11 protein-coding genes are annotated in these 14,195 nt (G+C 72.7%); 7 read left to right on the forward strand and 4 right to left on the reverse strand.

What is annotated here, in order from left to right:
- Positions 1-5 precede the first annotated feature (5 nt).
- Complete coding sequence (locus AC507J_RS06465) at positions 6-1,106, reverse strand: L-dopachrome tautomerase-related protein (RefSeq protein ID WP_496288134.1); 1,101 nt, start codon at positions 1,104-1,106, stop codon at positions 6-8.
- 113 nt (positions 1,107-1,219) lie between these two features.
- Complete coding sequence (locus tag AC507J_RS06470) at positions 1,220-3,178, reverse strand: ABC transporter ATP-binding protein (protein ID WP_496288135.1); 1,959 nt, start codon at positions 3,176-3,178, stop codon at positions 1,220-1,222.
- 160 nt (positions 3,179-3,338) lie between these two features.
- Between AC507J_RS06470 and crcB (AC507J_RS06475) the strand changes: the two genes are divergently transcribed.
- The 5 genes from crcB (AC507J_RS06475) to AC507J_RS06495 are packed head-to-tail and all read left to right on the forward strand — an operon-like array spanning position 3,339 to position 9,722.
- A complete protein-coding gene (crcB, locus tag AC507J_RS06475) occupies positions 3,339-3,821 on the forward strand; it encodes a fluoride efflux transporter CrcB (RefSeq protein WP_496288136.1) in 483 nt (160 codons plus the stop codon).
- Positions 3,818-4,192, forward strand: a complete 375-nt coding sequence (gene crcB, locus AC507J_RS06480; protein ID WP_496288137.1) for a fluoride efflux transporter CrcB — start codon at positions 3,818-3,820, stop codon at positions 4,190-4,192. Before crcB (AC507J_RS06475) ends, crcB (AC507J_RS06480) begins: the two co-directional genes overlap by 4 nt.
- Complete coding sequence (locus AC507J_RS06485) at positions 4,183-4,437, forward strand: hypothetical protein (RefSeq protein WP_496288138.1); 255 nt, start codon at positions 4,183-4,185, stop codon at positions 4,435-4,437. Before crcB (AC507J_RS06480) ends, AC507J_RS06485 begins: the two co-directional genes overlap by 10 nt.
- Positions 4,438-4,497: 60 nt before the next feature.
- Positions 4,498-6,942 (forward strand): glycoside hydrolase family 65 protein, encoded by a 2,445-nt coding sequence (locus AC507J_RS06490; RefSeq protein ID WP_496288139.1) that lies wholly within the window; start codon positions 4,498-4,500, stop codon positions 6,940-6,942.
- A complete protein-coding gene (locus tag AC507J_RS06495; protein WP_496288140.1) occupies positions 6,939-9,722 on the forward strand; it encodes a cation-translocating P-type ATPase in 2,784 nt (927 codons plus the stop codon). Before AC507J_RS06490 ends, AC507J_RS06495 begins: the two co-directional genes overlap by 4 nt.
- Here the strand turns inward: AC507J_RS06495 and AC507J_RS06500 are convergent.
- Entirely contained in the window at positions 9,688-10,158 is a 471-nt protein-coding gene (locus tag AC507J_RS06500; protein ID WP_496288141.1) for a sensory rhodopsin transducer, read from the reverse strand. The two genes, AC507J_RS06495 and AC507J_RS06500, sit on opposite strands and share 35 nt — an antisense overlap.
- Positions 10,158-11,378: a D-arabinono-1,4-lactone oxidase gene (locus AC507J_RS06505; RefSeq protein WP_496288142.1), complete on the reverse strand. Its 1,221-nt coding sequence runs from the start codon at positions 11,376-11,378 to the stop codon at positions 10,158-10,160. Before AC507J_RS06505 ends, AC507J_RS06500 begins: the two co-directional genes overlap by 1 nt.
- Before the next feature lie 108 nt (positions 11,379-11,486).
- On the opposite strand from AC507J_RS06505, the gene AC507J_RS06510 reads away from it, so the two are divergent.
- Together AC507J_RS06510 and AC507J_RS06515 are read left to right on the forward strand one after the other, a co-directional pair.
- On the forward strand, positions 11,487-13,286 hold the full coding sequence (locus AC507J_RS06510; protein WP_496288143.1) for a glycoside hydrolase family 15 protein: 1,800 nt from the start codon (positions 11,487-11,489) through the stop codon (positions 13,284-13,286).
- A 70-nt stretch (positions 13,287-13,356) separates the two neighbouring features.
- Entirely contained in the window at positions 13,357-14,169 is an 813-nt protein-coding gene (locus AC507J_RS06515; protein ID WP_496288144.1) for a zf-HC2 domain-containing protein, read from the forward strand.
- Positions 14,170-14,195: the final 26 nt, after the last annotated feature.

Below are 14,195 nucleotides of genomic sequence, written 5' to 3' on the forward strand. Positions count from 1 at the left end.
GGCGCTCAGCGCAGCAGCACCGGCCCGGCATCGATCCGGGTGCGGAACAGCGCGTACGGCTTGCGCCGCAGGTCTTGACCCCGGTGGTAGTTGGCCTGCCGGTGCAGCTGGTTGGCGGTGAGGTAGAGGTACCCGTCGGTGGCCACGAACATGGTGTCGGGCCAGAGCAGTCGTGGATCGTGCAGCACCGTCTCGTACTCGCCGTCCGGGCGGCGGCGCAGCACCGCGTTCTGCTCGTACGAGGTGAGATAGATGCGCCCGGCGTCGTCGGTCTCCAGACCGTCCGACCCGCCGCCCTTGTCCCCCTCGGACACCACCGTCGCGGCGACCTCGTCCTCGTTCAGCGCGGCGTCGGCGAGGGCGTCGGTGGCGACGCTGTACCACCGGCGGGAGGCCAACGCACAGTAGTAGAGCCGGGTGCCGTCGGCGGAGATGGCGATCCCGTCGGAGCCGATCAGCACCGGTTCCGGGGGGCCGTCCGCCGGCCGTTGCAGGAAGGGGCGGCCCTCCACCACCGGCCGGAAGTCCGAGAGCGGTTCCGCCTTGGTGGACGGGTGGTCGTGCAGCCGCCGCCAGGACTCTCCGGTGGCCAGGTCGACCACGATGATCCCGTTCGGCCCGGCGATCGCCGAGTCGGTGATGTACGCGATCCCGGCCTCGCCGCGCCGCAGGTCGAACCGCACGTCGTTGAGGTACGTGGTGGGCAGCGCCACGTCCGGCGGGAAGGTGATCACCTGGGCGACGCTGTCGCCGTCCAGGTCGATGCGGACCAGCTTGGGGCCACCGGGCCGGGTGGGCCGGAACATCGGGCTGCCGGTGTCGAGCACCCAGAGCCGGTCGACGGGATCGACCACGATGTTCTGCACCGAGACGAACGCCCCGGCGTCGTCGTCACCGCTCGGCTGGTTCCATGCCTCGTCCGGAAACGGCACCTCCCGGCCGTCCCGCAGCTCGACGACAGTGGCCGGCACCTCGTCGCCCCACCTCGGGAAGTTGACGAAGATCCGGCCGGTGTGCGAAACACTCACCCCGGTCGGCATCGGCCCGGTGAAGGCGTGTACGAGTGCCAACTCGCCGACGGGCTCGTCCGAGACCGGCTCGTTCATCCGCAGCTCCTGACTCTGGGGCTTCGCCTCCGGTTTTCGCCACTCTGGGGCTTCGCCCCCCGGTTCCCGCCCTCGAATGGCCCAAACGTGCCCCGTGCCCACCGGACGGACCGTCAACCGGGTGGGGCCGGGCGTGGGGCGGGCACCCGGTCGGCCGCCGCGTAACCGGCGGCCTGGATGCTGAACAGTTCGGCGTAGCGGCCACCGGCGGCCATGAGTTCGTCGTGCGTGCCCGCCTCGACCAGGCGGCCGTGATGCAGGACGAAGATCCGATCCGCGTGCCGGACGTTTGCCAGCCGGTGGGTGATCAGGATGGTCGTCGCCCGGCCCTGCCGGTCGCGGATGGCCTGGAACAGCGCATCCTCCGCGCGGGGGTCGAGCGCGGAGGACGGCTCGTCCATGACCAGCAGTTCGGCGTCGCGGAGGAACCCACGGGCGGCGGTGATCCGTTGCCACTGCCCGCCGGAGAGATCCTGACCGTTGGCGAAGGTGCGGTCCAGCAGAGTCTCGTAGCCGTACGGCAGCTCACGGATCATCTCGTCGGCCACCGCGCGGGCGGCGGCGGACTCGATCCGGTCCTGCCGGGCCTCGGTGTCGATGTCGCCGATGGCGATGTTGGTGGCCGCGGTGAACGGCCACTTGTGGTACTCCTGGGTGACCACCGCGATGCGGCTGCGCAGCCCGTCGCGGTCCCACTCCGACAGCGGCACGCCGTTCCACCGGATCACCCCGTCGGTGGGCGTACGCAGCGTGGCGATCATCGCGGCCAGGCTGCTCTTGCCCGACCCGTTCTCGCCGACGAAGGCGACCGTCTGACCGGCCTCGACGGTAAGCGTCACGCGATCCACCGCCGGGCTGTCCCGCTCGGGATAGCGCAGGCTCACCTCGTCGACGGAGAGTACGCGCAGCCGGTCCAGCGGCTCGGCGTCCGACTGGCCGGGCAGGTAGGCGGCGGCGCGGGTCATGAACCCGGTGTAGTCGCGGAAATGCTGACCATCGGTGTAGACCCGGTCGACCTGGAAGGTGACGGTGGCGAGCGAACGCTGCGCCGCCTGCACCCCGATCACGCAGGTCGCGGCGGCGGCGAGCGGGATCTGCCCGTCGATGAGCAGCACGCCGAGCAGGACGTAGACCACGCCGGTCGCCACTCCCCCGATCATCGCGCCAAGCGTGGTGGTCGTGGTGACCCGGCGGGCCAGCGCGAGCTGGATCTCGGTCTCCACCCCCATCACCCGGTCGTACTGGTCGAGCAGGAACCGGCGCAGCCCGTACGACCGCAGTTCCGGGGCGGAGGCGCGTTCGGCCATCAGCCGGTGCAGCAGCCACTGCCGGCGGCGACGGACCGAACCGGCGATGTAGGTCTGGTACCGCAGGTGTCCCGCCCGCAGCGACGCCCACGCGTTCGGCACCGTCGCCACCAGCAGCGCGAGCAGCAACAGCGGATGGATCACCGCCACGGCGACCGCCACCGCGATCACCCCGACCAGCCCGGCGAGCAGGTTCATCGACGCCTGCACCAGGTCGATCGCGGAGTCCGTGCCCCGGGAGGCGCGTTCCATGTCGTCGGCGAAGGCGTCCGCGTCGAAGGCTTCCAACCGCACCGCCGTGGTCACCTCGAACAGGCCCCGCTCGACCTCGCGGCTCACCCTCGGCGTCAGCCCGTTGAGCGCGTACCCGGTGGCGATGCCCATCCCGGCACGTATCGCGGTCGCGCCGGCAAGTGCCCCGAGCGCCGGCAGGGCCGCGACCACCTTGTCCGCGGTCGGCCCGCCCGCGAACAGTTCCACAAGCACCCGCTGGGCGGCGAGCAGCCCGAACGCGGCCATCAACCCGGCACCGACCGTGGCGACGGCCACCACCGAGGTACGCAGCCGGTCCGCCCGCCAGCTGATCTGGAGGGCCACCCAGACCAGCCGGGGCAGTTCCGCGAAGACGGCGAAGAGTCCGGCCTCCGCCCGGGCCCGCACGCCCGTCTCCCACCACATCGCCCGCAGTTCCGGCAGCACCGACTCGGTGACCGTCGGCTCGGGTTGCCGAGTTCGGGTACGACGCCAGGTCGGAACAACAACCATGAGGTACCTCCACGCAGTCGACCAGCTACATATGGTCACTGCCGGTCCGGCCGGCGGTCCACCCCTGTCGGCGCGCCGAATCGCCTGGCCAGGAGCGGGTGAGCCGGCCCGGATGCCAGGTCGGTGGGGCTATACCGTGCACTGACAGGGAGGTGGAGCTGTGCGGCCTGACCGACCGCCTACCGATCCGGATGTCGACCTCGGCGTGGCGCGCCAACGCGCGGAGCTGCGGGTCGGCAGCGCCAGCCTGCTCGCCGCGATCGCCGTCGGCGGCGCGGTCGGGGCGGTGGCGCGGCACGGGCTGGCGGTGGCCTTTCCGCATCCGCCCGGCGGCTTCCCGTGGGCCACCTTCGCCGTGAACGTCTCGGGCTGCCTGCTCATCGGCGTGCTGATGGTCCTGATCACCGAGGCATGGCGGGCACCGCGACTGGTCCGGCCCTTCCTCGGCGTCGGCGTCCTCGGCGGGTACACCACCTTCTCCACCTACGCGGTCGAGGTGCAGCAGGCGGTGGCCGTGGGCGCGGCGCGGACCGGGCTGCTGTACCTCGCCGGCACCCTCGTCGCCGCACTCCTCGCGGTCCGGCTGGGCATATCGCTGACCCGCCTGGCCAGCGGCACCGGGCGACGCCGGAGCCGTGGATGACGATCATCCTGGTGGCGCTCGGTGCCGCACTCGGCGCGCCGCTGCGCTATCTGGTCGACCGGGCCGTGCAGGCCCGGCACGGTTCCGCGTTCCCCTGGGGGACCCTTACCGTCAACGTCGTGGGCTCGCTCGTCCTCGGCGTGCTCATCGGTGGTGCCGCAGTCGGCGCGGTACCCGGTTCCCTGGTCGCCCTGCTCGGCACCGGGCTGTGCGGGGCGCTTACCACCTACTCGACCTTCGGCTACGAAACCGTCCGGCTCTTCGAGGACGGTGCCCACCGCTACGCGCTGATCAACGCCGGCGTGAGCGTCGGTGCCGCGCTCGGCGCCGCCTTCCTCGGGGTCACCGTCGCCGAGGCACTGTGGTCCTGACCTGCTTCGCCGATCCAGCGGTTCATCCCCGGCTGGACACCCACCCACCGCACGAGATCGCCGACGCGCTCGCCCGGCTCGACGGCGTAGTCGCCGGAGTACCGTTCCGGCTGCTCGACAAGGACCGCGCCCTGCTGGTGTTCGAGGAACTGGCGCCGGTCGACCAGCAGGTCATCCTGCTCGGCCTGCGCGACCAGGCGTTCCGCGACCTGGTGGCTCTCCACCCCGGGTTTGCCGGTCCGTAGGGCGGGTAGCCGGACCGGACTCAGCCGCTGGAGCTGCTCTGACCTGGTGAAGGAGGCCCGGTGCGGGGTGAGCTGGACCCCGGCTGCGGATTGTGCACCGGCGGGCTTCCCGCGTCCTGGGTGCTGTCCTACACCGACGACGATCCGGCGGGCGAGGGCACCCGGGAGACGATGCTGACCCTGGGCAACGGGTACCTCGCGGCCCGGGGCGCCGCCCCCGAGGCGGTGGCCGACGGTGTCCACTACCCCGGCACGTACCTGGCCGGATTCCGGAATCGCCGGCCGGAGCCGGACGGCCGCGAGGAAAGCATCGTCAACCTGCCGAACTGGTTGCCGCTCACCTTCCGTCCCGCCGCCGGCCAGTGGCACGCCCCGGGGCACGGCCGACGCCTGCACGAGCATCGGGCACTGGACCTGCGGCGCGGGCTCTACCTGCGCGAACTCCTGGTGGTCGACCCGCAGCGGCGGCGTACCCGGATCCGGCAGCGGCGCCTGGTCTCGATGGCCGCACCGCACCTCGCCGCGCTGGAGACCACGCTCGTCGCGGAGAACTGGTCGGGCCGGATGGAGATCCGTTCCGGCCTCGACGGCGGCGTGCGGAACGCGAACACGCCCGCCGAGGCCGGCATGTGCGGCCACCACCTGACCGGGATCGTCACCGGCGCCGACGGTGGCGACGTCACCTGGGTGACCGCGACGACGACCGAGGCGGCACTCCAGGTGGCGGTGGCCGCCCGGACGACGCTCACCGGCGGCGGGGCGGCCGGTCGCCGCCAGGTGGGCGGCGCGGCGGACATCGCCCAGGTCGTCGCCGTCGACGTGGGCACCGGAGAACAACTGGTGGTGGAGAAGACCGTCGCGGTCTTCTCGTCCCGGGACACGGCGGTGGACGAACCGCTCGCCGCCGCCCGGGAGGAGGTCCGCCGGGCCGGTCCCTTCGCCCTGCTGCTCGCCGAGCACACCGCCGCGTGGCGGGACCTCTGGACCCGGTTCCGGCTCGACGTGGGTGAGGGGCACGCCTGGCAGTTGCCGATCCGCGTACACACCTTCCACCTGTTGCAGACCCTGTCGCCGTACGCGGCCGAACTCGACGCGGGAGTGCCGGCGCGCGGGCTGCACGGTGAGGGCTACCACGGGCACATCTTCTGGGACGAGCTGTTCGTCTACCCGTACCTCAACCTGCGCTTTCCCGAGTTGACCCGGGCCCTGCTGGAGTACCGGCACCGGCGGCTGACCGCCGCGCGACGGCAGGCGGCCGACACGGGCGGTCAGGGTGCGCTCTTCCCCTGGCAGAGCGGCACCAGCGGGCGGGACGAGAGTCCGCGACGCTCGGTGAACCCGGTCAACGGCGAATGGGTCGCCGACTACACGGGTCGGCAGCCGCACACCAACCTAGCCATCGCCTACTCCGTCTGGCGGTACTGGGAGACCACCGCCGACCTCTCCTTCCTCGCCTCGTCCGGGCTCGAACTGCTTGTCGGTACGGCCCGTTACTGGGCGGCGGTGGCCCGCTACGACCCCGCCGACGACCGGTACGACATCCGTGGCGTGACCGGGCCCGACGAGTACCACGACGGCTACCCGGGGCGGCCCGGCGAAGGGCTGGACAACTGCACGTACGTCAACGTCATGGTCGCCTGGGTGCTCGGCCGGGCCGAGGAGGCGTACGCGATCGTCGGCCGGCATCCCGGGGCCGTGCCGTGGCGGACGATCGCCGTCGACGGCGCGGAACGCGACCGGTGTGCGCGCCTCGCCCAGCGACTGCGGCTGGCCTTCCTTCCGGACGGGACACCCGCCCAGTTCGAGGGCTACCAGGACCTCGCCGAGCTGGACTGGGACCGCTACCGGCGGCGCTACGGCGACCTGCGCCTGCTCGGCTCGCAGTTGCAGGCCGAGGGGGACGACCCGAACCGGTACAAGATCTCCAAGCAGGCCGACGTGCTGATGCTGCTGTACCTGTTCAGTGCCGAGGAGCTGACCGCGCTGGTGCGCCAGCTCGGCTACGCCTTCGACCCGGCCCGCATCCCGGCCATCGTCGACTACTACCTCTCCCGGACCACCCACGGCTCCACGCTGAGCCGGATCGCGCACGCCTGGGTGCTGGCCCGGACGGACCGGCGGCGGTCCTGGGAGATGCTGCTCGTCGCGCTCGGCACCGACCTGATCGACCCGGCGCACAGCAGTACCCGGGAGGGCATCCACCTCGGCGCGACCGCGGGCACCCTGGACATCCTCCAGCGCTGCTACACCGGCCTGGAGGTACGCGGCGACGTGCTGCGACTCAACCCGCTGCTGCCCGACTGCGTCGACCATCTCGACTGCGTGATCCGGTACCGGAACCGGCTGATCGAGCTCCGGATCGACCACCACAACGTACGGTTCAGCACGCCACCGGGGGCGGACCCGCCGGTCACCGTGCTGGTCCACGAGCGACCGGTCGAGCTGGCCGCCGGCACCACCGTCACCGTCGGGCTCGGCCGGACCCCGGCCGGGACGGTGCCGTGAGCACGACCCGGGCGCGGTCCGAGGACCGGCCGGACCTGGATCCCCAGGCGCCGCTGCCCGATCTGCTCCACCGGCTGGACGCCAGCGAGCAGGGCCTGGCCACCGAAGAGGCCCGCCAACGGCTCGCCCGGTACGGGCGGAACGAGCTGCGCCGGCAACGCAGACGCAGCTGGTGGCGGGAACTCGGGCGGCAGCTCGTGCACCCGCTCGCCCTGCTGCTCTGGGTGGCCGCGATCCTCGCCTGGGTGGCCGGTACGGCCGTGCTCGGTGTCGCGATCCTGGCGGTCATCGCGCTGAACGCGGTCTTCGCCGCGGTGCAGGAACGGCAGGCGGAGCGGGCGGTCGAGGCGCTGACCCGGTACCTGCCCCAGCAGGCCCGGGCGCTGCGCGACGGGCGGTGGCAACAGGTACCCGCCGCCGAACTGGTCCCCGGCGACGTCATCGCCCTCGGCGAGGGAGATCGGGTCAGCGCCGACGCCCGGCTGGTCGACGGCGGCGTCGAGATGGACCTCTCCGCGCTTACCGGCGAGTCCCAGCCCGCCTACCGCAGCGCCGAGGCGACCGGCCGGGCCGGCAGCCTGACCGAGGCGAGCAACCTGGTCTTCAGCGGCACCTCCTGCGTGGCGGACGAGGCGCGTGGCGTGGTCTACGCCACCGGGATGCGTACCGAGTTGGGCCGGATCGCCGCCCTGTCGCAGCGGGTGGGGCGGGAGGAGAGTCCGCTCGAACGGCAGGTCCGCCGGGTGGCCTGGCTGATCGCCGCGGTGGCGGTCGGTGCCGGCGTGGTCTTCTTCCCGATCGGGGTGTTCGCCGCCGGCATGCCGGTCTCCGACGCGTTCACCTTCGCGATCGGGCTGCTGGTGGCCAACGTTCCCGAGGGACTGCTGCCCACCATCACCCTCGCGCTGGCGGTCGGCGTACGCGGCCTCGCCCGGCTGGGTGCCGTGATCAAGCGGCTCAGCGCGGTGGAGACGCTCGGCTCCACCACCGTCATCTGCACCGACAAGACCGGCACCATCACCGAGAACCGGATGCGGGTGGTGGCCGTACGCGCCGGAGACCGGTTGCTCGATCCGCTGCCCGATCCACCTCCGCCACCCGGTCCCGCCCTGCGCGCCCTGGCCGTGGCGGCGGTCGCCTGCAACAACGCCGAGCTGCGGCCGGACGGCGACGCCGGGGATCCGACCGAGACCGCCCTGCTCCGCTTCGCCTCGACGCTCGGCGAGCCGCCCGGCGGCCAGCAGCCCGGCGACCAGCGGGACGGCGGCCAGCCGCCCGGTGTCCGGCGGCGGGCGCAGTTCCACTTCGATCCGCGACTGCGGCTGATGTCCACGATGGACGAACGTGGCCCGGAGCTGTGGCTGCACACCAAGGGCGCACCGGAGGAGGTGCTGGGCCGGTGCACCCGGATGATCGGCGCGGACGGCGAGGACCGGCCGCTCGACGAGGCGGCCCGTGCCGTACTCACCGACGCGGTCACCGGGCAGGCCCAGCAGGGCCGCCGGGTCCTCGCCCTGGCCCGACGCCGCCTCGCCGGCCCGCCCGCCGACCGGCCAGAGACCGGGAGAGCCGAGCAGCGGGCGGAGGCCGAGCGGGAGCTGACTTTCCTCGGCTTCGTCGCGATGGTGGACCCGCCCCGGGCGGCGGTGCCGGACGCGGTGGCCAGGTGCCACACCGCCGGGATCCGGATCATCATGGTCACCGGCGACCACGGGCTGACCGCGACCGCCATCGCCCGGCAGGTCGGGATCACCCGGACCGAGCCCACCGTGCTGACCGGCACGGACCTCGACGGCATGACCCCGCAGGCGCTGCGTGACCGGCTCGCCGAGGACCGCGAGGTGATCTTCGCCCGGGTGTCGCCCGAGGCGAAGCTGCACATCGCCGAGGCGCTTCGGGCCGACGGGCAGATCGTCGCCATGACCGGTGACGGGGTCAACGACGCACCGGCCCTGCGGCAGGCCGACATCGGCGTGGCGATGGGGCGGGCCGGGACGGACGTCACCCGGGAAGCGGCGACCATGGTCCTCACCGACGACAACTTCGCCACGATCGTCGCCGCGATCGGTGCCGGCCGACGGGTCTACGCCAACGTCCGCAAGTTCATCCTGTACATCCTCGCCCACACCACCCCCGAGGTCGTGCCCTTCCTGATCTTCGCGCTCTCCGCCGGGGCGGTGCCGCTGCCGCTTACCGTGTTGCAGATCCTCGCCATCGACCTGGGTACGGAGACCCTGCCCGCACTGGCGCTCGGGCGCGAGCCGGCCGAGCCCGGGTTGATGGACCGGCCGCCCCGCAGGCGTACCGACCGGGTGATCGACAGGCGGATGCTGCTGCGCGCCTGGGCGTTCCTCGGGCTCATCTCCGCCGTGCTGGTGATGGCCGGATTCTTCGCCGTGCTATTGGCCGGTGGCTGGACCCCGGGCGCGCCGACCGGGTCGGGCAGCCCGCTGCACGAGACCTACCTCCAGGCCACCACGATGACCTTCCTCGGCATCGTGGCCTGCCAGGTCGGCACCGCCTTCGCGGCGCGTACCGAACGGGCGCCGTTGCGGTCGGTGGGCGTGTTCACAAATCGCCTGCTGCTCTGGGGCATCGCCTTCGAACTCGCCGTCGCCGCCGCCATCGTGGCCGTACCGCCACTGCCGGACCTCTTCGGCACCCGGCCGCCACCGGCGTGGGCGCTCGTACTGCTGCTGGTGTTCCCGGTCGTCGTCTGGGGGACCGACGAACTGCGCCGCAGGCTCACGAATCGGCGGGGTACGCCATCATGCCGGTGAGTGCCACCGTGTTCGGCAGCCGGGTGTCCTGGCGCAGGAACTGCACCACCACCGGCACCGGGGAGCGCAGCAGGCAGCCGTACGGGCGGTCGAGGCGGACCGCCTCCGGATCGATCAGGTCGTTGACCCGTACGTGCCGGATCCGCCGGGCACCCACGACCAGCCGGTACGGCCCGACCGGGTCGCTGTCCTCGTAGTAGAAGTCCAGCGACAGCTCCGCCGCGCGGTCGGCGGTGTTCAGCACGCAGAGCTGGTCGAAGCTGGTGAACTCCGGTTCGGCGGCGGGGCCACCGCTGAACTCCGGCCCGGCGGCGGGACCACCGCTGAACTCCGGCCCGGCGGCGGGGCCACCGCTGAACTCCGGCCCGGCGGCGGCGCCGCCGAAGGGGATGCGGCCACCGGGCACCAGCCACACCCGCGCGCCGAGTTCCGCCATCACGCCTCCCCGAGCAGCCGGGCCAGGTAGGGGGTGCGGAACACGCCGTCCGGGTCGAGCCGGCGCCGTGCCGCCTGGAAGTCGTCCCAGCGGGGCAGCAGGGGACGCAGCTCGCGGGCGGTCAGCCAGTGCTTCTTGCCCCAGTGCGGCCGGCCACCGTAGTGCCGGAAGACCGATTCCATGTCGCGGAAGTAGTCCTCGTACGGCAGCGAGGTGTTCTGTAGGCAGGCGATTGTGGTGGTGGGCCGGCCGTACGCGTTGCTCAGCCAGATGTCGTCCGCGGCGATGGTGCGTACCAGCACCCGCCAGGCCACGGTCCGGCGATGCCGGCTCAGGATCCGCCGCCGCACCTCGGCGAAGCAGGCCGGGAACGCCTCCGACGGGAGCATGTACTCGATCTCCTCGAAACGCAGCTCCCGATTCTGCGGAATGGTCCGGTGGGTGGGTCCGGTCTCCAACTCCCGCAGTTGGGCCGAGGGGTCGGCCTCCAGCACCTGGCGGGCCGTCCACCGCTCGCCCTCGGCCGCCTCGTCGGCCCGGTTCATGGTCCGGATCTGCGCCAGGTCGCTGCGCGGGTACCAGTAGAAGTCCATGTTGCGGTTTGTGTGTTGCAGCTCGGCGAGGTGGTCCAGGGTCCACGCGATCGGCGCGCACCAGGACCGCCGGTGCAGTTCGTAGCGCGGCTGCACGTCCAGGGTCAGCTGGGTGACCACACCCAGCACGCCGAGCGAGAGCCGGGCGGCGGGCAGCAGGTCGGCGTTGTGCTCCGCCGATATCTCCAGCACCTCGCCGGTCCCGGTGACCAACCGCACCCCGGTCACCTGGGTGGAGAGGTTGCCGAAGCCGAGACCGGTGCCGTGCGTACCGGTCGCGGTGGCGCCCCCGATCGACTGGTAGTCGACGTCACCGAGGTTGTCCATCGCCAGTCCGGCCTCGTAGAGCCCCTCGCCGAGCGCCTTGAGCCGGGTACCCGCCCAGGCGGTGGCCGACTCACCGACCTGGTCGATCACCCCCGCCAGCCCGTCGAGCCTGACCAGGAGGCCGTCGTCGGTACGCACCAGCGGGCTGGACGAGTGTCCGGAGCCGATCGGGCGCAGGGTGGTGCCCGACTCGCGGGCCCGCAACACCAGTTCCCGCACCTCCTCCTCGGTGCTGGGCTCGGCGTAGCCGGCGGGGGTGAAGGCGAGGCTGCCGGACCAGTTCACGAACGGGCGCGCCACCCCGCCACCTTCCCTCCGCCGGCACTCCTGGAGCGGACCGGGCGCTTACCCCCGACCAGGCGGGGTAGTCGTAAATATTTCGCCCAACCAGAACCTCCCGGAGCTGCGATGAACTATCCCCCCATCGACTCGTACGCCTTCCTCTCCGACACGCACACCGCCGCGCTGGTCGCCGCAGACGGCGCGGTCGAGTGGTTCTGCGTACCGCACTTCGCCGGGGACGCGGTCCTCGCCCGCCTGCTGGACCGGCGCAGCGGCGGTGTCCTCGACCTCTCGGTGGCGGGCTGCTCCGGGCCGAGCCGGCGGTACCTGCCGGACACTCTGGTGCTGGAGAGCCGGTGGACGACCCCGCACGGGTCGGCGGTCGGCCACGACTTCCTGGCGGTGGCGCCCGGCGACGGACCCCAGCCGCTGCGCGCGGACAAGGTGCTGGTGCGCCGGATACGGGTCGAGCAGGGCACGATCCGGCTGGCGGTCCGGGTCCAGCCCCGGCCGGGGTACGGCGCCCGGGAGGTGACCTGGGAGCAGGTCGACGGGCGCTGGCGGGCCGCCGACACCCCGCTCTGGGTCGGGTCGGACCTGCCCTGCCAGGTGACCGACGGGGTGCTGCGGATCGAGGCGGAGCTGACCGCCGGCGAGACGGCGGTCGTGCTTGTCGGCTACGACGACGACGCCACCGACGAGGTCGACCCGGAGGAGTTGCTGGCGCGTACCTGCCGGACCTGGCAGGCGTGGTCGGAGCGCAGCGACTACGCCGGCTTCGGCGCGGACGCCGTGCGGCACAGCGCGCTGGTGCTGCGCGGGCTCTCCTTCGACGAGACCGGCGCGCTCATCGCCGCGCCCACCACCAGCCTGCCCGAGGAGATCGGCGGGGTCCGCAACTGGGACTACCGGTACGCCTGGCACCGGGACGCGGCACTGCTGCTGCTCGCGCTCTTCCGCCTCGGCCACGCCGAGGAGGGCCGCCGCTACCTGCACTTCCTGATCTCGATCTGCACGGGTGAACTGCTGACCCCGTTGGTAAGCATCCACGGCGGCACCGCCGAGGAGCGCGAACTGCCGCACCTGGAGGGGTACGCCGGCTCGCGGCCGGTGCGGATCGGCAACGAGGCCGCCGAACAGGTGCAGTTCGACACGTACGGGCACATCCTGGATGCCGCGCTGGCGTACCACCAGCTCACCGGCGACCTCACCGAGGAGCAGTGGGCGCTGCTGCGCCGGCACGTCGACGTGCTGGCCGACCGGTGGCAGGAGCCGGACAACGGCATCTGGGAAGTCCGTGGTCCTCGTCAGCACTACGTCAACGCGAAGGTGATGATCTGGGTCTGCCTGGACCGGGGCATCCGCCTGGCGGAACTGCTCGACGACCGGACCGCGGAGGTGGACCGGTGGCGCGAGGCGCGCGACGCGGTGCACGCCGAGGTCCTGGAACGCGGCTTCGACCCGCAGGTGGACAGCTTCGTGATGGCGTACGGCTCGACCGACCTGGACGCCTCGCTGCTGCGAATTCCACTTGTCGGGTTCCTACCCGGCGACGATCCCCGGGTGCTGGCCACGATCGACCGGCTGCGCCAGGAGTTGGAGATCGGCCCCGGCCTGCTGCTGCGCTACCGGGCCGACGACGGCCTGCCCGGCGAGGAGGGTGCCTTCCTGCTCTGCTCGTTCGAGCTGGTCTCGGCGCTGGTGCTGGCGGGCCGGCGGGACGAGGCCGCCAAGGTCTTCGACCAGCTCGGCAAGTACGCCGGCCCGCTCGGCCTGTACGCCGAGCAACTCGCCGCCGACGGAACGGCGCTGGGCAACTACCCGCAGGCGTTCACCCACCTCGCCCTGATCGAGGCCGCCCTCAACCTGGACGGGGCGGGCGACCGGGAGGCGCTGCACGCCTGGGCGGCCCGCGGCGGCTCCTGAGCAGGGTCGGCACCGACACCGGAGGGCACCCGGCGGGAACCACTCCGGGCCCTGGAGCGACTACCGGTACATGGGGTGTGAGCAGTGGCGGGAGATCCTGTCGGCGCAGTTGGACGGTGAGGCGACGGCGGAGGAGCAGCACACGGTCGCCGGGCACCTGGAGACCTGTGCCGGCTGCCGTGGCTGGCTGGACGCGGCGGCGGCGGTGACCCGGCGGACGCGTACCCAGGTGGTGACCGACCTGCCGGACCTGAGCGAGGAGATCCTCGCCAGCGCACCGCCGCCGCGCCCCCGGCGGTGGCGCAGGCCGTTCGCCGCCCGCGTGCCGCACCTTCAGCGCCGGCTCGTGTCGCTCGCCGAACGGGTCACCGGGCTGCGCGTCGCGCTGGGCCTGCTGGGTGCGGTCCAACTGGTGCTGGGGCTGGCCCAGATCGGGCGGGCCGAGGTGGCCGAGCACCTGCACGCCACCGGCCAGCACCTGTGGCACGAGTCCGCCGCCTGGAACGTCGCGGTCGGCGCCGGATTCCTCTTCGTCGCGCTGCGCCGGACCTCACCGTCGGGGCTGCTGCCGATGCTCAGCGCCTTCGTGGCCACTCTGGTGCTGCTCTCGGTGAACGACCTCGTCGCCTCGCAGGTGGCGGTGGAGCGGCTGGTCAGCCACGGCTTCCTGGTGGTGGGGTATCTGATCACCGTGTTGCTGGCCGGCAGCTCGCGGCAGCCCGGTGACCCCAGCGACCGGCACCGGCCCGAGCGGTCCCGCTGGCGGCTCCGGCTCGACGAGACCGACGAGCCCGCTCCGCTGCGCCTGGTGCCGCCCTACTCGGCACAGGCCCGCCACGGCTCCGCCCACCCGCAGGAGCACGACCACCGCCACGCCGCCTGACGCCGTCCAGCCGCCGGCCGGGCCGG

The organism is Micromonospora sp. PRAS1, assembly GCF_059553435.1.

Coding starts and splice junctions, on each gene's coding strand:
- AC507J_RS06515 (WP_496288144.1), top strand. CDS start 13,357: ATGGGGTGTGAGCAGTGGCGGGAGATCCTGTCGGCGCAGTTGGACGGT.
- AC507J_RS06500 (WP_496288141.1), bottom strand. CDS start 10,158: ATGGCGGAACTCGGCGCGCGGGTGTGGCTGGTGCCCGGTGGCCGCATC.
- crcB (WP_496288137.1), top strand. CDS start 3,818: ATGACGATCATCCTGGTGGCGCTCGGTGCCGCACTCGGCGCGCCGCTG.
- AC507J_RS06465 (WP_496288134.1), bottom strand. CDS start 1,106: ATGAACGAGCCGGTCTCGGACGAGCCCGTCGGCGAGTTGGCACTCGTA.
- AC507J_RS06470 (WP_496288135.1), bottom strand. CDS start 3,178: ATGGTTGTTGTTCCGACCTGGCGTCGTACCCGAACTCGGCAACCCGAG.
- AC507J_RS06510 (WP_496288143.1), top strand. CDS start 11,487: ATGAACTATCCCCCCATCGACTCGTACGCCTTCCTCTCCGACACGCAC.